The organism is Portibacter marinus, assembly GCF_021533195.1.
Lineage (GTDB): Bacteria > Bacteroidota > Bacteroidia > Chitinophagales > Saprospiraceae > Portibacter > Portibacter marinus.
This window is the reverse complement of record NZ_JAJNKB010000004.1, coordinates 176,220-198,779: the sequence shown is the minus strand read 5'-3', so window position 1 is coordinate 198,779 and position 22,560 is coordinate 176,220. Positions and strand designations below refer to the sequence as shown.

The 22,560-nt window shown below is 39.3% G+C and carries 14 protein-coding genes; 12 read left to right on the top strand and 2 right to left on the bottom strand.

The window, feature by feature from the left end:
* The first annotated feature begins 93 nt into the window (after positions 1 to 93).
* From L2567_RS11860 to L2567_RS11830, 7 genes are all read left to right on the top strand, one after another.
* Positions 94 to 4,995, top strand: a complete 4,902-nt coding sequence (locus L2567_RS11860; protein ID WP_235297992.1) for a translocation/assembly module TamB domain-containing protein — start codon at positions 94 to 96, stop codon at positions 4,993 to 4,995.
* Positions 4,992 to 7,244: a translocation and assembly module lipoprotein TamL gene (gene tamL, locus L2567_RS11855; protein ID WP_235297991.1), complete on the top strand. Its 2,253-nt coding sequence runs from the start codon at positions 4,992 to 4,994 to the stop codon at positions 7,242 to 7,244. Before L2567_RS11860 ends, tamL begins: the two co-directional genes overlap by 4 nt.
* Before the next feature lie 42 nt (positions 7,245 to 7,286).
* Positions 7,287 to 10,262, top strand: a complete 2,976-nt coding sequence (locus tag L2567_RS11850; RefSeq protein WP_235297990.1) for a VPS10 domain-containing protein — start codon at positions 7,287 to 7,289, stop codon at positions 10,260 to 10,262.
* Entirely contained in the window at positions 10,259 to 10,669 is a 411-nt protein-coding gene (locus L2567_RS11845) for a hypothetical protein (RefSeq protein ID WP_235297989.1), read from the top strand. The genes L2567_RS11850 and L2567_RS11845 overlap by 4 nt, the downstream gene beginning before the upstream one ends.
* 214 nt (positions 10,670 to 10,883) lie before the next feature.
* On the top strand, positions 10,884 to 13,712 hold the full coding sequence (locus L2567_RS11840; RefSeq protein WP_235297988.1) for an outer membrane beta-barrel protein: 2,829 nt from the start codon (positions 10,884 to 10,886) through the stop codon (positions 13,710 to 13,712).
* A gap of 110 nt (positions 13,713 to 13,822) precedes the next feature.
* A complete protein-coding gene (locus L2567_RS11835) occupies positions 13,823 to 14,566 on the top strand; it encodes a GLPGLI family protein (RefSeq protein ID WP_235297987.1) in 744 nt (247 codons plus the stop codon).
* Positions 14,567 to 14,981: 415 nt separating this feature from the next.
* On the top strand, positions 14,982 to 15,896 hold the full coding sequence (locus L2567_RS11830) for a PfkB family carbohydrate kinase (RefSeq protein ID WP_235297986.1): 915 nt from the start codon (positions 14,982 to 14,984) through the stop codon (positions 15,894 to 15,896).
* Positions 15,897 to 15,907: 11 nt separating this feature from the next.
* Here the strand turns inward: L2567_RS11830 and L2567_RS11825 are convergent, their stop codons facing one another.
* Positions 15,908 to 16,858, bottom strand: coding sequence for a phytanoyl-CoA dioxygenase family protein (locus L2567_RS11825; RefSeq protein ID WP_235297985.1), 951 nt, complete (start codon positions 16,856 to 16,858; stop codon positions 15,908 to 15,910).
* Between the two features lie 94 nt (positions 16,859 to 16,952).
* Here L2567_RS11825 and L2567_RS11820 point away from each other — a divergent pair, with 94 nt between their 5' ends.
* The 5 genes from L2567_RS11820 (at position 16,953) to L2567_RS11800 (ending at position 22,182) form a co-directional block, all read left to right on the top strand.
* A complete protein-coding gene (locus tag L2567_RS11820; protein WP_235297984.1) occupies positions 16,953 to 17,849 on the top strand; it encodes an alpha/beta hydrolase in 897 nt (298 codons plus the stop codon).
* Positions 17,836 to 18,696: a DUF5694 domain-containing protein gene (locus L2567_RS11815; protein WP_235297983.1), complete on the top strand. Its 861-nt coding sequence runs from the start codon at positions 17,836 to 17,838 to the stop codon at positions 18,694 to 18,696. The genes L2567_RS11820 and L2567_RS11815 overlap by 14 nt, the downstream gene beginning before the upstream one ends.
* A 109-nt stretch (positions 18,697 to 18,805) precedes the next feature.
* The gene (locus tag L2567_RS11810; RefSeq protein ID WP_235297982.1) at positions 18,806 to 19,273 is read left to right on the top strand and encodes a DinB family protein; all 468 of its coding nucleotides are present in this window, start codon (positions 18,806 to 18,808) and stop codon (positions 19,271 to 19,273) included.
* 251 nt (positions 19,274 to 19,524) lie between these two features.
* The gene (locus L2567_RS11805) at positions 19,525 to 20,868 is read left to right on the top strand and encodes an MBL fold metallo-hydrolase (protein ID WP_235297981.1); all 1,344 of its coding nucleotides are present in this window, start codon (positions 19,525 to 19,527) and stop codon (positions 20,866 to 20,868) included.
* Between the two features lie 186 nt (positions 20,869 to 21,054).
* Positions 21,055 to 22,182, top strand: a complete 1,128-nt coding sequence (locus tag L2567_RS11800; RefSeq protein ID WP_235297980.1) for an outer membrane beta-barrel protein — start codon at positions 21,055 to 21,057, stop codon at positions 22,180 to 22,182.
* A gap of 189 nt (positions 22,183 to 22,371) precedes the next feature.
* Here the strand turns inward: L2567_RS11800 and L2567_RS11795 are convergent, their stop codons facing one another.
* Positions 22,372 to 22,521 carry a hypothetical protein gene (locus L2567_RS11795; RefSeq protein WP_235297979.1) on the bottom strand — a complete coding sequence of 50 codons (150 nt, stop codon included), beginning with the start codon at positions 22,519 to 22,521 and terminating at the stop codon, positions 22,372 to 22,374.
* Positions 22,522 to 22,560: the final 39 nt, after the last annotated feature.

Genomic DNA, 22,560 nt, shown 5'->3' with positions numbered 1-22,560 from the left:
ATAGCTTACTTCCATGGTTAATGAATGTTTAAAAGTTTGATGATTCCGAACTGAATGCCTTATTTTCAGCTTCGATATAGACTATTACTAACTATGGGTAAAAAAATAGGTAAACTTTTTCTTAAAATATTAGGTGGGATTATACTATTCATCTTTCTATTGTTGATGATATTAAGAATTCCTGCTGTGCAAACTAAAATTGCCCAATTTGCCACTAAAAAGCTATCCAAACAACTGAATACGACCGTTTCCATTGACAAGGTGGCTATGAATTTTGTAGACAATGCTTGCGTTAGAAATATTTATATAGAGGATCAAAGTGGTGATACCTTACTATATGCTCACGAGATTTATGTAGATATTGCCTTTCTGAAATTGCTTCGCAATGTGTTAGAAATTGATCAGGCCACACTCAACACTGGAGTGATCAAAGTTTCCCAAAACCAGGACAGCATTTTTAATTTTCAGTTTGCCATCGATGCCTTCGCCTCTGCAGATACAGCTACCACTACACCTTCTGAGAATCCAATGTTGATTGATCTGGACAGGGTTAATTTCAATGATTTCAGGGCTTATGCTGATTTACTGGATAGTGATAACAGGCTGTATTTTGATGAATTGGCTATTAAGATCAGTAAGTTCGACATGGTAGGTGAGGTGATCGACATAGACCGTATCGATCTAAATGGTCTATTTGTTGAGAGTTTGACAGAGCCCGCCAATAATAATAAGGTGGTTGTCGACACGAGCACCTCTACATTAGAATTTCCTCTAGGCTCCGTTCCATACGACCTTACCTTTGATAAAATCAACGTTAATGGTGCACAGATTGCCTTAAAAGAAAAAGGTTTTGAGCCGGCAGATACTTTTGATAGCAGATACATAGATATAAATAATTTACAATTGAGCTTGAGCGATTTGCACTTGAATGATCAAGAACTGGAAGGAAGCATAGACGAACTTCACTTTAATCTCAACAATAAATTTCAACTCAATGATCTGAATTCTAAGATTGTCTTTACAGACCAAACCTTGAGTATTCAGAATTTAAACATTGACCTACCTAACAGTAAGGTTAATGCTAGTCTGGAAACTAATTATCAGAACTTGCAATCATTATCAGAATTGGATTCAAAAACGCAAGTGAAACTAGATATCCCTGGTATCAATCTTTCCTTTAAAGATTTGCAATATTTTGTTTCTTTAGATGCTTTAGGTCCTTTTCAGGATAAGGTTTTGGAGGCCAATGGTTCTGCTTCCGGCACCTTTGCCAACTTAAAGCTCGATAAATTACACCTGGCAGCGGGCAATACGGTGCTGGATGCCAATGGTAGAATAAAGAATCTCTCCAACACAGAAAATATAGGAATTCAGAATTTCAAAATTTCCGGAAAGGCAGATTACGAAGAATATGCGCTTTTCTTACCTAATGACACCATCAAACGTCAAATGGAAGAGATCGGTGATATAAGTTTTAATTTAAGAGGTACCGGTAACCTGCAATCCATGATGGTAGAAAACTTAGAAATTTACACTGAATCACTTGCGGAAGCTAAATTTAGTGGGAAACTTGAAAACCTGACCGATACTGATGCACTGAAGTATGATGTTAAGATTCACCACATCACCACTGGCTATCAAGATGCTACAATTTTTGTAGATTCCTTACCAGACATGATCAAAAAGTTTGATACCATCACCTATGCCGGAACAGCAAAAGGTGACCTTTATGATATTACACTTGATGGATCTTTCAACACTTCTTTAGGTGATATGGAAACAGATTTGAGTATCTTATTCAATGAGGATTACGATGACGCTGCTTACCAGGGAAGACTCCAATTGGAAGATTTTCAATTAGGGGAACTGCTGGAAGATGATAGCATCGGTAGAATATCTATGACCGCAAACATTGATGGAAGCGGACTGGACACAGAATCAATACGCACTGAGTTGGACGGAGTGATTTCTAAATTAGAATACAATGGCTATACCTACCAGAATATTGAAGTAGACGGACTGGTAGATGGAATGGAGTTCAGTGGAAAGATGAATATTGATGATGAAAATGTCAAGCTGGACTTTCAAGGCACGGTGGATTTAAATGACTCTATTCCTGTGATGAATTTCAATCTGGCGTTAGATACCTTAAACTTAGAGCAACTCAATTTATCTGACAGTCTCTTTCAGGTCCAATTAGACATTGATGCGGACATCGCCGGCTTGAATCTGGATGATGCAGACGGGGAGTTGACCATAAAGAACATTAAACTAACAAAAAGAGATAGGGTATGGACTGCAGATTCAATTGATCTTATAGCCACCAGAGAAAATGGCAATAAAGGTTTATACTTGAATGCCCCATTCATGACAGCAAGCGTAGAAGGTGATTATAAACTCAGTGTTCTAAGTGATGTTTTTCTAGACTTTCTGGATCAATATTTTCCATTGAAGACTTTCTTAGGAAGGACGGCCGGTGAAGATGCTATCTTAGACCCCGAAGAAAAACGTGTGGTCAGTAATGATGTGATAGACGCTACTATTAAGATGTATGACGTGGTGGAAATTGCCAACTTTTTTGATGTGCCCATCCAGAAAATGGACACCGCAAGTCTGGAATTTGCATTAGATGTTCCCAATAATTTGACAGAATTTGACTTCCACCTTCCCAGCGTTACTTATGATGGATATTACATAGAAGAAATCACCGCCAAAGCTAGTAATGACGATGAGCAAATCGAGTCCAATTTCAATATTGATTCTGTCTCAATAACCGAATCTATACACCTTGGAGGGATCAATATGGATTTAATACTCCGAGAACAATCTGCGACGCTCAGTACGCTGATCAGGAATCAAAAAAATGAAGAAAGTTTGGGCTTTACAACCAGAATAACTTCAAGTGACAGTACGGAATTTGTCCTAAACTTTATGGAGGATTTCATATTAAATAATCAGAATTGGAATCTAACGCAAGATTCCGGCATTACCTTGGATGGAGGTCAGTTTACTATTCCTCCGATCAATATCAATAATGGCTCTGAAGCTTTTAACATTTCAGGTTCCAACCAAAAAATAGATTTACAGTTTACCGACTTCAATTTGAATAACCTGGTGGAGATTGTAGGTGTCGATTCGTTAGATGTTACCGGCCAGATCAATGGGGATCTGGAAGTAGGTTTAGATGATGAGACCCCTATCAGTGGTGATTTGACCATTTATGAGATTAACTTTAATGAATTTAATATAGGAGACCTTGTTCTGGACGCGACCAAGGATGGTCAGGACGTAGAAGCGGTTATGACGTTAACAGGTGAGGAAGTGAAGATGGATGGAAATATTGAATATGATCTGTCCAGCTCTTACTTGTTTGGAAGAGTATTGGTAGATCGATTAAATCTGGAGCCATTCGCACCGTTTGTAAATACTTACGCTCGCGATCTAGAAGGATCCATGCAGGGTTATATCGCGATTGATGGGAGGATTGCAGACCCTGATATATCTGGAGCTTTGTACTTTCAGGAGGTAGAAGCATTTATTGTAGACCTTGGAACCATATATCGCATTAAAGAAGGAAAAATTAATGTAGCAGATGGTCTCATAAAGCCGGACGCAACACTACAAGATCAGGAGAACAGGTTGTCCTATTTGAAGGGTGATATCAGGCATGACTTTTTCACCAACATTAGATTTGATTTAGATTTTAATGCAGAGGCTTTCAAGTTCCTAAACTCCAAAGAAAACAAGAGCGAATACTTTTATGGTGTTTTTGTTGGAAAAGTGGATGCTAAAATTACAGGAAGTACGGAGCTTCCCGTAATAACAGCAGATATCACTGCGCTGGAAGGTACAGATCTGACTGTTCAATTGCTTAGTTCTGCAGCTGTACTAACACAGGAATCTTATATGGTTTTTTATGACGGATCTGAAATTAGTGGTGAAGATGCCATCGATAGTATTTCGATGAAAGCGTATCAACCCAACAGTTCCATAGAATTGGATCTGGCTCTGAGTGCCAGTGATGATGCACTTTTTCATGTTGTTGTAGATCCCGTAACCGGAGATCGTTTGGACGTTAGAGGAAATACTGACTTAGCCGTCGATATTTCGGCGGATGGCAGTCTGAATATTGTGGGAGAATATGTGGTATCAGAAGGGCGATATAGGGTTTCTTACGAAAATACCATCCGAAGAACTTTCGAAATTGATGCCGGAAGCAGAATTGTCTTTCAAGGAGATCCTTATAATGCTGGATTAGATTTACGTGCCATCTACGGTGCTGATGTTAGCTTAACACCGCTCTTGCAGAAAACAGGCGCAGGAATAGATGAAGGAAGCGGTTCGGCCAGAACCAGGGTCAATGTAGTTCTGAATGTGGGTGGAGTGCTATCTTCTCCTGATTTATCTTTTAATATTGTTGCTCCAGAGGTGACCAGTAGTCCCGTTGGAAACGCCATCACAAATGCTCTTGCTCAATTGCGCCTCAATGAGACCCAGCTCCTGGAGCAGGTGGGTAGCATCATTTTGTTTAACAGTTTCACAGGTGGCAGCAGTGGAGGAAATATATCCAATGTCGGAACTTCAACGGCAGTGAACAGCGTGGGAAATCTGATCAACACCCAACTCAATAAACTGGCCTCCAGAGCAGATGGTTTCGAGATTGATTTTAACATCGATCAATACCAGGATGCGGTCAACAATGGCCAGAACATTACTGAATTTGGAATTGGACTTCAGCAACGATTGTTCAATGATCGGCTAATAATATCTGCCGGTGGTAATGCGAACCTGGAAACAGGTCAGGCGGCTTCAAACAACTTTTCAAGTTTCGCCGGCGATTTTGTCATCCAATACTTATTGACTGAGGAAGGGCAGTTTCGGGTTAAAGTGTTTCAGAAATCTGACTTTAATGCATTGAATAACAGCAATATATGGAAAACGGGAGTGGGTCTTTCCTATAAGACGGAGTTTGGTCAAATAAAAACGAAGAAATGAGCAAGATAAGTGCGGTTTGGGTCATATTAATCTTATGTACATCATGCTCCATTAGCAAGTATGTGCCAGAAGATAAAAAACTTTATAAAGGAACTGAAATTGAGTTTACCGGAGATGTGCAATTAGCTGAAGAAGATCGGGTAAGAGAAGCGATAGAAAGCTCTTTATATCCAGCGCCCAACAGTAAGCTATTAGGATTGGTTTACTTCAATCTTTGGGTGTATTTTGCTTTCGATGAAAGTAAGGACAAATGGTATTCAAAATTCATTTACAATAGATTCGCCAAAGAACCCGTATATGTCGATGAGGTCAACCTTTCTTTGATGGAAAATTTGATTAAAAAGGAAATGCAGGACGAGGGACATTTTTACAGCCCTGTAAACAGTGAAATTATTGAAAAAAATAAAAGTGCCATCATCCATTATGAGATAAAGCCTACACGTCCGACCATCATGAGAAATGTCAAGCGACCGCAAGACGATACAGAAGTTGATAGTCTGATCCGGAATTATCGAAGAATGAGTGTGAAAGAGGGGGACCGCTATCGGCTGGAAGCATTTCAAATCGAACGTCTGGATGTATCGGAATATTTACGATCGAAAGGGTACTTTGACTTCAATGCCGATGATATCTTTTACCTGATAGATACTGCATCTATAGATTCGGTGGATATCACCATGCGGATAAAGGAGCCTGAAAATGATTCGATTCACCGAAAATACTTTATTGGTGAAGTGAATGCCTACACCACTGCAGGAGCTTTGGGAAGTGGTTATCGAAGCAGTGAAAACTTTGCCTACAATTTTAAAGATCTAAATGTTTATGAGGATTTTCGGTTTATAGATAAAAGGACTTTGGCCAGCAATATTCTGATCGACAAAGGTGACCTTTTTTCTGTCAAGGATTATAACCTAACACTTTCCAGGCTGGTAAACCTCAATATATTTAAGTATGTCAATATTGAGTATGAGAAAACTGCTACAGACAGCTTAGAGGTTGACATTTTAATGACTCCCACAGAATATAAAAGCTTTCTCTACGAAGGTGAGGTCTCGACTTCTGACCGAAGTTTTTTGGGATCAAATCTTTCGATCAGTTTCAGTAATAATAATTCCTTTCGGCGAGCAGAAAAATTGCGTTTAGCATTGAGCGGAGGAACAGAATTGCAATATTTTGACACCAGATTAGGTTTTTCAATATTGAGCCTTAATGCGTCAGCCACTTATGAAGTACCCAGACTTTTGGTCCCATTTAAGACCAGAGAATTTCAATCCTCAGTTCCTCCAAAAACATTTTTAAAATTAGAAGATGACTACCAACTTTGGGTTCAATACTTTAATGTCAATACCATTAAGTCTAATTTTGGTTATGAATGGAAAACAGACAATCAATTTAGCTTTACTTTTCAACCCATTTTCGTAGATTATATCAACGTATTCAGGACTACAGCAGAGTTTGATAGTTTGGCCATGCAAAGGCCAGTGTTAGCTTTGTCATACAGTGACCAATTGATCATGGGATCGCTTTTTACGCTTGGGCACACCAATAAGCTGACAGAAGGTCAAAGAAATTCATATGTTTTAAGGTGGACCGTAGAAACCTCTGGTAATACCGCTACGCTGTTTACGGATCAAATCACCGGCGTTCCTATATCTCAATATTTCCGAACGGATATCGAATACAGATTTATACGAAAGTTTACCGCCATTGAAAATTTTGTTTTTAGGGTCAATCTTGGTTTGATTGAGCCCTATGGTAATTCACAAACCTCTCCTTTTACCAAGCAATTTTACATGGGTGGCCCAACTTCACTTAGAGGATTTGCTTTTCGATCTGTAGGGCCAGGACGCTCTAAGCCCGAGAACATTGGTCAGAATTTAAATCCTATCGATCAGTTTGGAGATTTAAGACTATTGCTCAATGTTGAATATCGATTCCCTTTATATAGTATTTTCCGTGGGGCTACCTTTTTCGATGCTGGTAACGTATGGTTGTTGCGGCCTGAAGAAGGCAAGCCTGAAAGTCTGTTCAGATGGGGCGAATTCTACCGGGAACTAGCCTGGAATACGGGGTTTGGCCTGAGAATGGATGTAGACTTTTTCGCGGTGAGATTGGATTTTGGAATACCTCTGTATACCCCTTATGAACCAGAGGGAGAGCGGTGGATACACCAGTCTCCGGAACAAGGGGTGTTTCCCTGGTTAAGAAAAAATGTGGTTCTAAGTGCAGGAATAGGTTATCCATTTTAAGTTCACTTCATTATCTTAGGCGCTCACATTTAAAATTTGAAAATGAGATTTGCCTTTATTTTACTTTTCCCCGCTCTTTTATTTGGTCAGGAATTTCAGAATTTTATTCCCGGCCAATTTCGTGAATTGGGCCCTGAACGAGGTGGAAGATCTACCACAGTTGAAGGGGTTCAAAATGAAGAAAATGTTTTCTATGCCGGATATACAGGTAGTGGAGTGTGGAAAACTGAAGATTATGGTGAGACCTGGAAAAATATTTCCGATGGCTTTTTTGAGACGCCCTCCATAGGCTCCATTGAAGTGTACCAGAAAAATCCGTCCATCATTTTTGTGGGTACGGGTACAGATGGAATGAGAAGTAATTTGATAGAAGGCAGAGGCATTTATAAATCCATCGATGCGGGGGCGACCTGGACACACATGGGACTGAAGGAAACAGGACAGATCGGCAGTGTAGAAACACACCCAGATGACCCTGATGTTGTTTTTGTTGCTGCGATTGGAAATGCTTTTAGGTCCAATGAAGAACGAGGCGTTTATCGAAGCAAGGATGGTGGTAAGTCTTGGAGTAAAGTATTGTATGTTTCTGACCAAACCGGATTTTCTGACTTAGAGTTTCACCCGTCAAACCCTAATATCATTTATGCTGCGGCCTGGAAAGCTGAACGTAAGCCATGGACCATTATTAGTGGTGGAGAAGAAAATGGAATTTACAAATCCACTGATGGAGGGGACACCTGGAAAAAAATGGATAATGGCCTACCGCAATTGAAAGGTAAAATCGACCTGGCTGTTTCTCCTGCCGACCCTGAAAGACTTTATGCCCTGGTAGAAGCAGAAGGTAAGAAAAGTGGATTATACAGGACCGATAATGGTGGTGAAAATTTCACTCAGATCTCTGATAAAGAAGGACTTTTAAACAGACCTTTTTACTACTGTAACTTATATGCCGACCCTACCAATGCATCTCATCTATACTCATTGGCAACCAGAGGGTTTGAAAGCCATGATGGAGGTAAAACGTGGGAAAGATTTGATGCTAGGCATGGAGATCATCATGATATATGGATCAATGCCAACAATCCTAAATTGATCATAGAATCCAATGATGGTGGTGCTAATATTTCCCTAAATGGCGGAAAAACTTGGTCAACTCAATTTAATCAGCCTACTTCAGAAATATACCAGATAGAAGTGGACAACAATCATCCTTACTGGGTATACGGAGGACAGCAAGATAACTACTCTACAGTTGCCGTACCTGTACTTCCACCATATGGGATGCAGGCAGGACATACGGCCTATATTACCAATACCGGAGGATGTGAAACCGGTCCGGCAGTGCCGCATCCGAATAATCCAGATATTGTCTATTCGAACTGCAAAGGGAGATTTAGTCGATTCAATAAAAGTACGGGAATCGAACAGTCTTATAATGTGGGAGCCTATTTCATGTATGGACATGATCCAAAGGATCTTCCTTTCAGATTTCAACGAGTCTCACCTATTCATATTTCTCCTCATAATCCTGAAGTGATCTACCACTGTTCCCAATTTGTTCACAAAACTGAAGATGAAGGCAAGACATGGCAAACCATTTCACCTGACCTGACCGCTTTCACCCCGGAAACACAAGGAGTTTCAGGCGAACCGTTTACAAGAGATATTACTGGGGAAGAATTTTACAGTACGATATATGCCATCCAGGAATCTAAGCTTGAAAAAGGGGTCATTTGGACAGGAGCCAACGATGGTCCGATCCATGTGACACAAAATGATGGAAAAACATGGGAAGAAGTCACCCCAAGTGATTTGCCACCGGGAGGAAGAGTGGATGCCGTAGAGCCCTCTCAGCATGTCAAAGGAAGAGCCTATGTTGCTGTATTGAGATACCAACTTGGAGATCCAATGCCCTACATTTATATGACGGATGATTACGGTGCAACATGGAAATTAATAAATAATGGCATTCCCGAGGATTACCCGGTCAGAGTCGTAAGAGAGGATCCTATAAATGAGCAAATTCTATATGCAGGTACGGAATATGGACTTTTTGTGAGTGTAGACGGTGGCAATCAATGGGAAGCCTTTCAAAAAAATCTTCCCATAGTGCCGATCACCGATTTGAAATTGCATAGAAATGACCTTGTGATGAGTACCATGGGAAGAGGCTTTTGGATTTTTGATGACCTGGGGGCCTTGAGAAAGGCTGATTCATCTTTGTCTACTTCAAAGGAAATTGGATTATATCCCCCATCGCCTACCTATATGTATCGATATAGCAGTGGTCGGGGAGCAGATCAAATCTCTACACATATTGATTACCCTTCACCGGGTGTCGAAATAGGCTATTACCTGAATGATTCTATTGAGGATATACTTTTCATGGAAATCACCAATGAAAGGGGAGATGTAATCAGGAGATACAAATCAGAAAGTGAAAGCAAAGACACAAGTGGCACAGAAGAAGACATGAATCTAAGTATCATTGAATACGTAGAAAATAAATCATTGAAGACCAGCAAGGGAGCCCATCAACTCAGATGGAATTTAAGACATGATAATCGAGCTTTGGTCAGTCCGGGAATTTATCAGGTAAAACTTTTTAATGACAATTTTAATTTGAAGGGAAGTTTTGAATTAATGGCGGATCCAAGGCTGAAGAAAGATGGTTTTACGCTGAAAGATTACCGCGAGCAGGAAGCATTTGCAATGAAGGTTGGAGCATTGGTCGATGAAGTGAACGATTTTGTTAAGAAGACCGAAAAGAAGGTAAAGGCTTTAAAAGATAATAAGGATCGGACCAAGAAGGAAGATGCACAGCTTAGAATTCTTGAAAGCAAACTCGAAAGATTGAAAAATGAGGATGAAATCGCCTATCCTGAACAGCGCTACGTATCACAGTTGAGATACCTCTATGGAATGACTAGTGGCACTTACCAGCATATTAATCAAGACATGAAAGTAAGGTTTGAGCAATTGCAGAAAGAGTGGGCAGAAATTGAAGGACTTGAATGATCGAATATACTAAACTAATCATCGATTTTGGTTTGGTGGTGCTCGTGTGGGTCGTACAATTCGCGATCTATCCCTCTTTTCAGTTTTATGCTGTTGAAGATCTTAAGAAATGGCATCCAAAGTACACTTTAGGCATTTCCTGGGTTGTAGCTCCATTAATGTTAGCCCAGCTCGGAGTGGCCATTTATCTGGCAACGATTCATCAATCCTTATTTATCATCGGTAATCTTGCTCTAGTCATCGCCACTTGGATCATAACATTTGTTTGGGCCATTCCACTGCATCATGCGATCGATCATCAAGATGAATTGGCCTCTGAACTTGCCCAATTATTAATAGTAAATAGGGTCAGAGCTTTCATTTGGACCGTCATTTTCATTTGGACAGTTGGAGTGATGATTTTATAGGAATATCGATAGATTTTCCAGAATTACTGAAAATGGTAAAGTTTTCTTAACTTTTGGGCAAGCACAAAGTATTATAGGCACACCATTTAGCCATGTTTTAGCATCGTTAGTCTATAAAAAGCCTTTGTTAACAGTTTATTACATGTAAACGTAAAATTATCAACGTATAATTACGTTAAGCTTTGAATGACTTAACTTAATCAAATCCAAACTAATGAAAAAACTTCTATTCTCTCTTTCCCTACTCATTTTTTGTTTTTATGCCAATGGCCAAAAGAATTATCGAATTGACGGTATGGCTTTCGACACTTTGAACGACCCATTGGTGGCTGCCACAGTCTTACTACTGGAGAAGTCAGATTCCACCATGATAGATTTTACCAGAACTGATCTGGATGGATCTTTCGTGTTTAAGAAAGTGCCTAACGGTCAACACATTGTTAAGATCACATACATAGGATATATTCCATTAGCCATAGATGCGAGTTCTACAGATGGAAGCGACGTGGACTTGGGTAGACTGGAATTGGTAGAAATAGCAGAGGAACTGATGGAAGTAGTGATCAAGGCTGCCAAAGCACCGATGAAAATTCGAGGAGATACCATCGAATATGATGCTTCTACCTTTAAGGTTCCACCAGGATCGACAGTGGAAGAATTGCTCAGGCGTTTGCCTGGAATGGAAGTAGATTCGGATGGTTCTGTAACTTCAGAGGGAAAAAATGTGGATCGTGTGACAGTGGATGGGAAGCAATTTTTTGGTTCAGATCCTAAGGCAGCTACTAAGAATTTGCCAGCTGAAGGAATCAGTAAAGTTCAGGTTTTTGATACCAAGACTGAGGAAGAAGAGATTACTGGATCAACGGGTGAAGCAGAAACCAAGACTATGAATCTGGAGCTGAAGGAAGATTTCAAAGCAGGAGGTTTTGGAAAAGTAGTGGGAGGTCTGGGTACTAAGTCCAGGGCAGAATTAAAGGGAAATTACAATAAGTTCAACGAAAAGTTTCAATTTTCGATCTTGGGAGTAGGTAACAACACTGGACGGAATGGACTGGGCTGGGATGACTACCAGGATTTTATGGGTTCTAATTCCTTCAATTTTAATGATGGAGGAGATTATGGATTTGGTGGTGGAGGAGGCCGATTTTACTCTTTCGGCGGAGGAGGTAATGGACTTGAATCAAGTATTCAAAATGTATTTTTTAACAACAGAAGCAATGGAGGTTTTCCACAGAATTACAATGGTGGAGTCAATGTCAATTATGACCACAATGATACCAAACTCAATACGGTGTATTATTTCAACCAGGCGGGGTTAGAAAGGGAAACCAATTCGAGGACAGAACGATTCTTCGAAGATTTCACATCAAATAATATATCCAATGTCATCAACGACGATGTATCCTCTGGTCATAGAGCAGAAATTGGTTTTGAGCAGGAAATCGATACTTTCCATACCATTAAAATGGGATTAAATTTAGCTTCCATTAACACCGTCAATAGAGAGTTTGGATATACCGAACTTTCAAGAAATAACCAGCTAAGCACAACGAGTGACTTTGTCGATCTATTGAATACCAATGGATATCTCATCAATGGTCAGGTTCTCCTTCGTAAAAAGTTTGCAAAAAGAGGGCGTCGAATGGGTGTGAATGCCTCCTACTTGAATACATCACTGGAAGATGAAGGGACATTAGAATCTGAAAATTTATTTTACGGGGAAAATGAAGTTGTGGACGATGTGAATTTAATCGATCAGGTCAATAATTCGCTGAGCAAAAAGGGTCAATTTAAGGCCAATGCGTTATACGTTGAACCGTTAAGTAAGAAGTTTTTCTTTCAGACTTTTTTTAATCATAGTACACGAATAGAAAGTGGTGATCGGGACGTTTTTGATATCACCAATGAAAATCAGGTCGTCAATGGATTTTTAAGTAGAATTTATAGAAACCAGATCATGCTGAACAGGTTAGGTTCTGAAGTGCGGTACACGTATCAGGGTGTCAATATTTCATTAGGGGGGGCTTATCAGCATTTCGATTTAAAAGGAGACTACGATGGAAAAGGCGCACAGCAAATTGAAGGTGAGGTGGACAAGCAATATGTAAAATGGATACCCAATGTTTCTATTAATTTTCAACCTATAAAAAATAGCTATTTCAGAACCGGATATGATGTTAGAGCACAAGAACCATCTATCCAAAACTTGCAACCGATCGTCAATAATAGAAATCCACTATTTATCAGAGAGGGTAATCCTGCATTGGTGCCATCAATCGATCATAATGTGAATATGTACCTTAGTATTAATAAACCTGCTACTTCTCTGAGATTCAGTGTAAATATTTATTACACCTACAATGTGGATGAAATCATTAACAAGGAGACAGTGGATGAAAATTTGGTCACGTATACAACACCTATCAATTATACAGGTGGTCAGAGAATCGGGAATTGGACCAATTTAAGTATACCAATTTGGAAGAATAAGCTCACGGCAAGAATGAATTTTTCCTATAATTATGGGAAAAGCTTTGCGATTGTGAATGAGATTCTTAATGAAACTATTTCTAATAGTTACAGACCTAGTATTAGATTAAATTTCACAGCTTCAGAGAATTTGTCTTTGTATGCTAATGCAAGTTTTAATGTTGTAAATACGGAATATAGTATCAATACATCTCAGGATCAACGTACGCTTAACAATACCTACAGCGTTGAATTTAATGCCAAGACCGTCGCGGGTATCTTCCTCAATTCAAATTTTAATTACGCTCAGTTTAGCAATGAGCGATTCGGAGTGGATCAAGGTGTACCGATCTTGAATGCATCAATTTATAGAAGATTTTTGGAGGGCGATAAATTGGAGGCAAGATTATCGGTTTATGATGCATTGGATAGAAATTTAAATGTGAGACAGTTTGCGTCCGGAAATCAGGTAACAACATCTGAAACATTTGCGATAGGTAGATATTTGATGTTAAGTGTTACCTATAATATCAGAGGAATGAAATCTGATGTTAGAAAAGATGGCTGGTGGTAGGAGCAACCGATCCGAAGGAATTTTAACGGAGTTAAAATAGGTTGCGAACCGGCGGCAAACCCGCCGGATGTTGAAAAAAATATATAGAATTTTAAAATTTTAATACTGAAATGAAAAAACTGATATTTCTTGGAATAATCGCAGTCATGTTTTCAAATGGTCTAATTGGCCAAAAAACATCTGGCACGATTGAATACGAAAGAACTCAGGATTGGGTGAAAATTATGTCACATATGCCCTTCATGAGTCAGGAAGAAAAGGATCGCCAACGTTTAACCTGGGGTAAAAGATCGAGTTGGGGACAGCCCTACATATTATATTTTAATGAAGATGAAAGCTTATACACTTACAAAGAAGAAATCAGTGAGTATGGATACTCCTGGAAGAAAGATGATTTTGTATTGATACGAGATTACGAGGATCAAACCATGTATGACAAAGTAGACTTCCTCGGACGTACTTATATTATGAAGCAGGATGCACCCCGCATTAAATGGAAGATTCTGAATGAAATTAAAGAAGTGGCAGGATACCTTTGCATGAAGGCAGAGACGATTGACACAGTGAAAGATATAAAAATACATGCCTGGTTTACGAGTGATATTCCGGTATATGGTGGCCCAGAAGGTTTTTATGGCCTGCCAGGAATGATTCTTGGTCTAGATTATAATGATGGTGATGTGGTGGTAGAGGCTAAGAAAATTGAATTTTCGGAAGAGCGTGTCGAATTGCCTATTCCTAAAAGGATGAAGGGTCGCAAATTGACAGTAGCTGAAAAAAACGAGCGTGCAAAGGAGTATATTGCTGAGTCCATAGAAGGACGAAAAAACCCCTATTGGCAAATGCGGTATTAATAAAACCTTTTCACAACTGCAGTTCATCCAAATCTGACAGATGATTGAAACTCGCATACAATGACAAAGCTTCAATGTATCATGAGGGATTTGGAAATTGATCTATCGATTAAATGTGATTGACCTAACAATTCCACAACTCAAGTCACACTTCATAATCGAAGGTCCGAATAATTAGAATGCAGATGATCTGTGTATGCCAAATTGCAATCTCCACTTTCCGCGAAAGTTATAACACGTCTTTAGTTCCAGACTAAAAACCGACACTTGAAAAAGGCTGAGATGCAATGTGGTAACCTAATTGTAATCATTTTCTTTCTAAAACAGTTCTTTTCTAGGTCAACAATAAAGCAATAGCTTGAAAACTGAAGGTTGTAATAAATTTGTACATTTGCAGCCGCAAAACAACAATACTATGAGTCTTCTAACGGTTGGAACGGTTGCATTTGACACCATCGAAACGCCTTATGGTAAGGCAGAGCGAGTGGTCGGTGGAGCATGCACTTATATTTCCTGGGCAGCATCTTATTTTACGGATAAGATTAATTTAGTTTCTATCGTGGGTGATGATTTTCCACAGGAAGAAATTAAGGCATTGCATCAACGAGGCGTCAATACAGATGGTTTAGAAATAGTCGAAGGAAAGAAGTCCTTCTTCTGGGCTGGGAAGTATCATGATAATATGAATCAGAGAGACACCATCACTACAGATTTAAATGTCCTGGCTGATTTCGATCCGCAGCTTCCCAATAGCTACAAAGAAAGTGAATTTTTAATGCTAGGGAATCTGACTCCTGAGATTCAATTACAGGTACTTAACCAAATGAAAACCAGGCCAAAGTTAGTGGTGATGGACACCATGAACTTTTGGATGGACATTGCACTCGACGCATTACATAAAGTCATTTCCAGAGTGGACGTCATTACGATCAATGACGAAGAAGCCAGACAATTATCCGGTGAGCATGCATTGGTAACTGCGGCTGAGAAAATCCATCAAATGGGACCCAAGATTGTCATCATAAAGAAGGGTGAGCACGGAGCCTTACTATTTAATGAGGGACGGATATTCTCTGCGCCTGCATTACCCTTGGCAAGAGTATTCGACCCTACAGGTGCAGGAGATACTTTTGCCGGTGGATTCATTGGCTTCCTGGCTGGGCAGGATGATCTATCTTTTGATAATTTAAAAAGAGCCATCATTTATGGATCAACCATGGCCTCATTTTGCGTAGAAGAGTTTAGCATTGAAAAGTTAAAAAATCTAACCGAGCAAGAAATTCATAATAGGGCAGAGAAGTTTATAGAGATTAGTAGAGTGAGTTTGTAAATTGTCTGCGCTTACCATTTTCGCATTCCAAGTAATTTCTCTCCTAAAGTGCTCAACACTGCCGTTTCATATTTGGTTTGTTCCCAATTTCTGGGGTCACCGGGAAACGCAAAACCTTCAGGTGCAACCCGGTTTCTCCATGATTCAATCCTCCATTGGCGAAGACTTTCATTTTCTTCCTGAGCTGGCATCATAGAAATATATTGCGCTATTCTGACTTTATTCTCTGTAAGGTTTGGGCGGATGCCATGCGGCTCCAAACTATTAAAAATCAGAAGGTCGCCGGCTTTGAGAGGAACTTTGACGATTTTGTCTTGTAAATCTGAGACATCCGGTTTAAATCGATCTCGATCATCAGGTTGAGTGAGATTCCAGGTCTCAAAATTTCGATATAGCCAGGGTATACACTGAAAACCACCCATACTTTCATCCGTTTGATCATTGAGCGCGAGTACACCCTGAACATTTTGTGGCTTAGTTGCAGGATCATAATCCCAATGAATAAAACCCTTGTACTCGTAGCCCGGCCTGATTGGAAAATTTAAGTTCGCCCGGTCTATAGTAACCCACAATTTCTCAGTTCCCCAGATGTCAACGAATGCATCATATACTCGCTGAGTCTGTCGATTATTCCATAATTCCTGGTGATTGTAAACTTCGACCATGCCTGTTCCGGCCAATTCTTTCATCCTCATCTCACTGCGCGGAGAAGTATACCATGTTCCTTGATCGTCGGGATTTTTTTCTTCAAATTCCCAAAGAAAGGCTGCCGTATTAAGAGCCTGCTCCCGCGAAATCGCATTTTTAATAACTACATAACCTTGCTTTAACCAAAACTCCCAATCCTCTAAAGAAAGAACTCGAAGGCTTTCTGCATCAGCAAATCTGCGAAGTCTCTGTTGACTCGTTTTCGCGGTTGATGGATTTCCAGGAATATCTTTGTGCTGATTTTCTAATTCCATAATATTGATTAAATGTGAGCCAACTAATTATTGTAATTTAGTCAAAACCCATGAAAAATGAAACGCTGATTTTTAAATTTTTTATACAGAAAATATGAAGGATAGGTTATTGCATTTTGGTATTTTATTGTTACTAAGTATGCCACTTTGGAGTCAATTGACTGAACAGTATGAAGTTAAAGAGATTAAGGATATATATTATATTGACGACTCGGTAACTAGGGACACTTTTCAAACCCTTCACTTGGCGTTGCCTATGAATAAGGATAATGCTCCCGTGTTAATTTGGATAGGTGGTGGTGCATGGTCTTATGGCAATAAAAACCTGGAGATGGATTTTGCTAATAAAGTGGCTTCTCACGGAATAGCGGTTGCAAATATCGGTCATCGAATGAGTCCCGCCATATGGAGAGATCCCTCCTTAACTTCGGGAATTCAGCATCCGAATCACGCAGAAGATGTTGCTGCAGCCGTCAAATGGTTATTCGACAATGCATTGAAGTATTCAATGAATCGCAATAGGATGTATATTGGCGGCTATTCTTCAGGTGGGCACCTTGCCGCTTTGATAGGTTTGGATAAAACATATTTAGATAAGCATGCACTTAATACTGATCTATTTAAAGGGTTGATTCCCATTTCAGGAACTTACGATATTCATCACTATCACAAAGTACTTAAAAATGGTGGTAGACCAGAACTTGCTGAACTACATGTTGAAGCCGTCTTTGGTGATCCCGAAACCAATTTCTCGGATGCATCTCCAGTCAATTATCTGGATAATCTATTAGCACCTATTCTGTTAATTAGTGACAATGATATGTATGATTATTCCAAGCTTTTTGAGGATGCATTGAGAACGACTGAATTTAGAGAAGTTCAAGTTCATTATGCTTATCATCTTTCCCATGGAGCATTATGGCGAGAATTATCGTTTTCAGAACAAAGTATTTATCGTGACCTTATTATTCGATTTATTGAAGAAAATTAATTCTATTATGATTCGCGGTTTTGTCTTTTTCTTAACCTTTACTTTTGTAGTTGGTGGTGTAGCCCAGGAAAGTAAAGTAATAGTTGATGCAAATATGAAAGAGTGTGAGGTATTGCTCATAGGATCATCTCATTGGAATAACTACAATCACAGAGGAAGTGACATTGTCCAAGCTAAACAGATAGATATCCTATCGGAGAAATATCAAAGACAATTGGAAGATATCGTTGCAAGAATCGCTGACTTTAATCCAGACAAAATATTTGTTGAACGGACAATCGAGTATCAACCAAAGCTAGATTCGCTGTATCATTTGTATCGCAATACAAACTGGGGCAATGACAAGCGCAATGAAATTTTTCAGTTGGGTTTCAGAGTAGCTGATCGATTGGATCATCAGATGGTTTATGGTATTGATAATCATGATACAGCCTTTCCATATGACACTATGCTGGTAGCGATGAGGGATGCTGGACAACAAAATAAAATTGAACAATTCAGTAAGGAAATTAAAAATTTGGAAAGAAAATATAATCAACTGGTTGAACAAGGAGCCACTTTGGATGAAATTTTTGATTATTTGAACAGTGCTGAAAGTAGGCGCAACAATTTTGGATGGTATTTGAATGAAGCTAATAAAACTGGTAAGTTAGAAAATACCATTGGCTCTATCTTAGCTTCTGAATGGATTCGTAGGAATCTTCATATGTATTCCTATATCCAAAAATATGTAGAAGCTTCAGATGATAAAATAATGATACTGCTGGGTGCTGGACATGCAGCAGTCTTGGCAAACTTTATTCAATATAATCCAAGCTGGAAAATAGTAGAATTGAGTGATATTTAAACCAGGCACTGACATAAAAAGAATGAACAAAGTTAGAAGTTGGACTAAGCGCATTGATGAAATTGCACAGAGTTTTGATAGAGCATTTTAGGATTTGGACGAGTAAGAATTGAATTGGAAACCCGATTCCAAAGCCTGGAGTATTGCTCAGATTCTGGATCATATTATGACCATCAATGAGAGTTTCTTTCCGATCCTCGCCAAGGTCAAAGAAGGTAATTACAAAGTGCCTTGGTTCGGTAGAATAGGATTTATTACCAATTTGATGGGAAATGTCGTTTTGAAATCGGTACTTCCTGACACGCAGAAGAAGATCACCACCTTTCCCATCTGGGAACCATCTACAAGTAATTTGCCTGGAAACATCCTGGAAAAATTCGCGAAACATCAGGAGGAGTTGAAAGTAATGATTGAAGGAGCCGAGAATTTGCTGGAGAAAGATCAGGTCATTTGTTCTCCTGCCAATTATAAAATTGTATACAAGCTCGAAAAGGCGTTTGAGATCATTGTAGCGCATGAACAGAGACATTTGCTTCAGGCGAAAACCAGACTGGAGGACTTGCGAGTTACTCAATAAGGCGTGACGACCTGGGGCAAGGTGATTTGTACATTAGTTTTAAAGATCATAAAGAGGATTGGATACCCGCTCAAAAATATGGAATTCCTTTTCAATGCTTCAGGTCATGAATTATTTCCTTTTGTGCAACAGATGAAAATTTCTTTTTTATCAGCAACAATGATTTTTGCAGGGTCATTACAGAGATTTTTAAAACCTACAAAACAAAGGAATAAGCTAAGTTGTAAGATTTGCAACAAAAAAATATAGAAATGCAAATCAAGAGAATATACGACGAAGGTCTGGCTCATGCTTCATATGCTATAATTTCCCAAGATAAAATGATGGTTGTGGATCCTGCAAGAGACCCTAAACCTTACTTTGACCTAGCGAAAGAGCAGAATGTGGATATTGTGGGCGTGATAGAGACACATCCACATGCAGACTTTGTGAGCAGCCACCTTGAAATACACGAAGCAACGAATGCCGTCATCTACGCCAGCAAGAATACATTGGCTGCATATCCCCATGAGCCATTTAGTAATGGAGCCATAATAGAATTGGGAAAAATAAAATTGAAGGCATTAGACACACCTGGACATTCTCCGGATAGCATCAGCGTCCTGGTATTTGATGAAAATGGAAATCAGCAGGCGGTTTTTAGTGGAGATACTCTCTTTATAGGTGACGTAGGCAGGCCGGATCTGAGGGAAAATGCAGCCCACTTAAGGAATAAGAGAAAAAGATTTGCCAAGCAAATGTACCATTCCACCAGGGATGTATTAATGAAATTAAATCCAGATATCATGGTCTATCCTGCCCATGGTCCTGGTAGTCTTTGTGGTAAAGGAATGAGCGATGAATTAAGCAGTACGTTAGATCAACAGCTTCGGGAGAATCCTGCCCTGCAAACCATGACAGAAGATGAGTTTGTGGATTATATACTGGAAGGTCAGCCCTTCATACCAAAGTATTTTAAATATGACGTAGAAGTCAATAAGTTGGGAGCTGCGAACCTAAATGAAAGTATTCAGAAAGTAGAATATCTTCAGAGTCCTCAAAGTTTACTTTTAACCAACGGACTAATCATAGACGTACGCAGCGCATCTGATTTCAGATCTGGTCATTATCCAGGTGCCGTCAATATTATGAACGGAGCAAAATTCGAGACCTGGTTGGGTTCAATAGTCGATCCCAAAGAAAGATTTTATCTCATTGCGAAAAGCAAGCAGGAGCTAAGTGAGGTTCTTGGCAAGTCTGCAAAGATCGGGTATGAGTCGCATATTATTGGAGCACTTGAATTTGAAGGTAGGGATGATTTAAAACAAATGCCCGAGTTGAATTTAAATGAACTGGTAAAAAAGCCGAAAAATTTTACCATTGTAGACATCAGGAATAAAAGTGAATTTGAAAATGGTAAATTTTTTGACCATTCGGTAAATATTCCTTTACATGAGCTTCGTGAGCGCGCGCAGGAATTGCCTTCAGATCGTCCAATAATAGTGCATTGCGCAAGTGGGTACCGTTCCGCAGCAGGAGCTAGTATCGTATTTGCAGCATTGGGAGAGATTGTAGAAGTTATGGACTTAAGTGATCATATTAAGCAATTTCAATAATACATGAAAATTCTATGCACTTGTTATTACGGATATTCTCCTTATAGAGAGTGTAAAAAAGGAATATGTGGTGGTGGTTTGTAAAGCTACACAGACGCTTCATTTTTGGTATTTTATTGTTAAACAATGGTTTAAATATTAGTGAAATATTTAAATTGTTTGTAGCTTTATCTTAAATGCAATGCAATGAAAAATCTCAGATCGCTACTGATAAAGGGCATATTATTTTTTCCCCTCTTTATGCAAATGACAACATTACAATGTCAAATTGACTCAAGTGATCAGTCAATGATTGCTGTTTCTGGTTATGTGGACAGTTATTATGCAGCTTATAGCAATTCCGAAAGGATAGGAACATTGCAACCATTAATAACAGTAGGAGCCCGAAACAATACGATTGGCCTTAACGTAGCACAGTTGGGTCTGCATTTTAAGAAGGGAGTCGTTAGAGGTAATCTTACACTGCATTATGGTGATATAGCAAAGGCTACCTGGGATGAAGATTTTAATAATGTTCAGGAGGCCAATGCGGGCGTCAGGTTGGCTCCAAATGTTTGGTTTGATGCCGGATTTTTTCATACCCACATTGGCACAGAAAGCTTTCTTCCTAAGAATAACAGGCTAAGTTCGACTGCCTTTAAAACGTATAATGAACCATTTTATCAGGCGGGAGCTAGGTTGACAAGAGAGGCTGACAACTGGGAATTTCAATTGTGGGTTTTAAACGGTTATAATACTTATGTTGATATAAACAGCGGCAAGTCAATTGGTCTGCTGTATAACTACAATTTCAGTGAAAATACTTCATTGACTTATACCAACATTTATGGTCGTGAGAGTAGAGATAATAGGGAACCTGCACAATTTAGGTTTTATCAGAATATATATCTTAATCAGACCTTAACTGATAAATTTTTCATGGATCTTGGATTTGACTTTGCGACGCAGACCCACAGTGTGCTTTTAGAATCTGAAAAAACTGCAATCATGTTTGCCGGAGTAGCCACTTTTCGATATCAATTTGAACCCAAAAGCAGTTTGACGGCGCGTTATGAAATTTTCAATGACCCGGATGGATTTATAGGTGGATTTAGAGCAGTAAATGGTGGAGTGTCCGGGTATTTGTTGCAAGGATTTACTTTTGGAACAGAGTATCGCCCCACAGAAGAATCTTATTTGAGAGCTGAATTGAGGCAAACAGTTGCAGCTTCGGATCATGAAATTTTTATGAGGAACGATCGAAATAGCAATACACGAACAGAGTTTTTAGTCACTTTAGGAATAGCGCTCGAAAAAGTGTGGAAATTAGAGTAAGATCACTTGCCATGGGACTGGCAAATTCTATTTGCCAGCGATCATCGAACCTAAAATCCTGGATTACCTTGAATTGCCATGGGATTTGCAAATTCCATTGGCCAGCTATGAGGACAATGAATTTTTAACACTTCGACCTTACCAATGAATTGTTGAGTCCCAAAACCAGTAGCACAGATGCTAAAAGTCTTACCCTAAATAAGGCTGAATGAAATCGAAAGTCAGTTTGAAATTCTTCTGGTAGACCCAGATCAATAAGATAATGAATAGAGCAAATAGAATGGCAATTCTACCAAACCATACTCCCTTCTTGCCGTAATTGTGTCCTGAATCGCTCATTATTAGATAATTTATTGCAAAGAAAAACAAAGATTGGTG

What these genes read in the sequence shown, in the direction of transcription:
- L2567_RS11850 (WP_235297990.1), top strand. Translation starts at nt 7,287, where the DNA reads ATGAGATTTGCCTTTATTTTACTTTTCCCCGCTCTTTTATTTGGTCAG.
- L2567_RS11825 (WP_235297985.1), bottom strand. Translation starts at nt 16,858, where the DNA reads ATGGAATTAGAAAATCAGCACAAAGATATTCCTGGAAATCCATCAACC.
- L2567_RS11820 (WP_235297984.1), top strand. Translation starts at nt 16,953, where the DNA reads ATGAAGGATAGGTTATTGCATTTTGGTATTTTATTGTTACTAAGTATG.
- L2567_RS11795 (WP_235297979.1), bottom strand. Translation starts at nt 22,521, where the DNA reads ATGAGCGATTCAGGACACAATTACGGCAAGAAGGGAGTATGGTTTGGT.
- L2567_RS11840 (WP_235297988.1), top strand. Translation starts at nt 10,884, where the DNA reads ATGAAAAAACTTCTATTCTCTCTTTCCCTACTCATTTTTTGTTTTTAT.
- L2567_RS11845 (WP_235297989.1), top strand. Translation starts at nt 10,259, where the DNA reads ATGATCGAATATACTAAACTAATCATCGATTTTGGTTTGGTGGTGCTC.
- L2567_RS11835 (WP_235297987.1), top strand. Translation starts at nt 13,823, where the DNA reads ATGAAAAAACTGATATTTCTTGGAATAATCGCAGTCATGTTTTCAAAT.
- L2567_RS11830 (WP_235297986.1), top strand. Translation starts at nt 14,982, where the DNA reads ATGAGTCTTCTAACGGTTGGAACGGTTGCATTTGACACCATCGAAACG.
- tamL (WP_235297991.1), top strand. Translation starts at nt 4,992, where the DNA reads ATGAGCAAGATAAGTGCGGTTTGGGTCATATTAATCTTATGTACATCA.
- L2567_RS11800 (WP_235297980.1), top strand. Translation starts at nt 21,055, where the DNA reads ATGAAAAATCTCAGATCGCTACTGATAAAGGGCATATTATTTTTTCCC.
- L2567_RS11805 (WP_235297981.1), top strand. Translation starts at nt 19,525, where the DNA reads ATGCAAATCAAGAGAATATACGACGAAGGTCTGGCTCATGCTTCATAT.
- L2567_RS11860 (WP_235297992.1), top strand. Translation starts at nt 94, where the DNA reads ATGGGTAAAAAAATAGGTAAACTTTTTCTTAAAATATTAGGTGGGATT.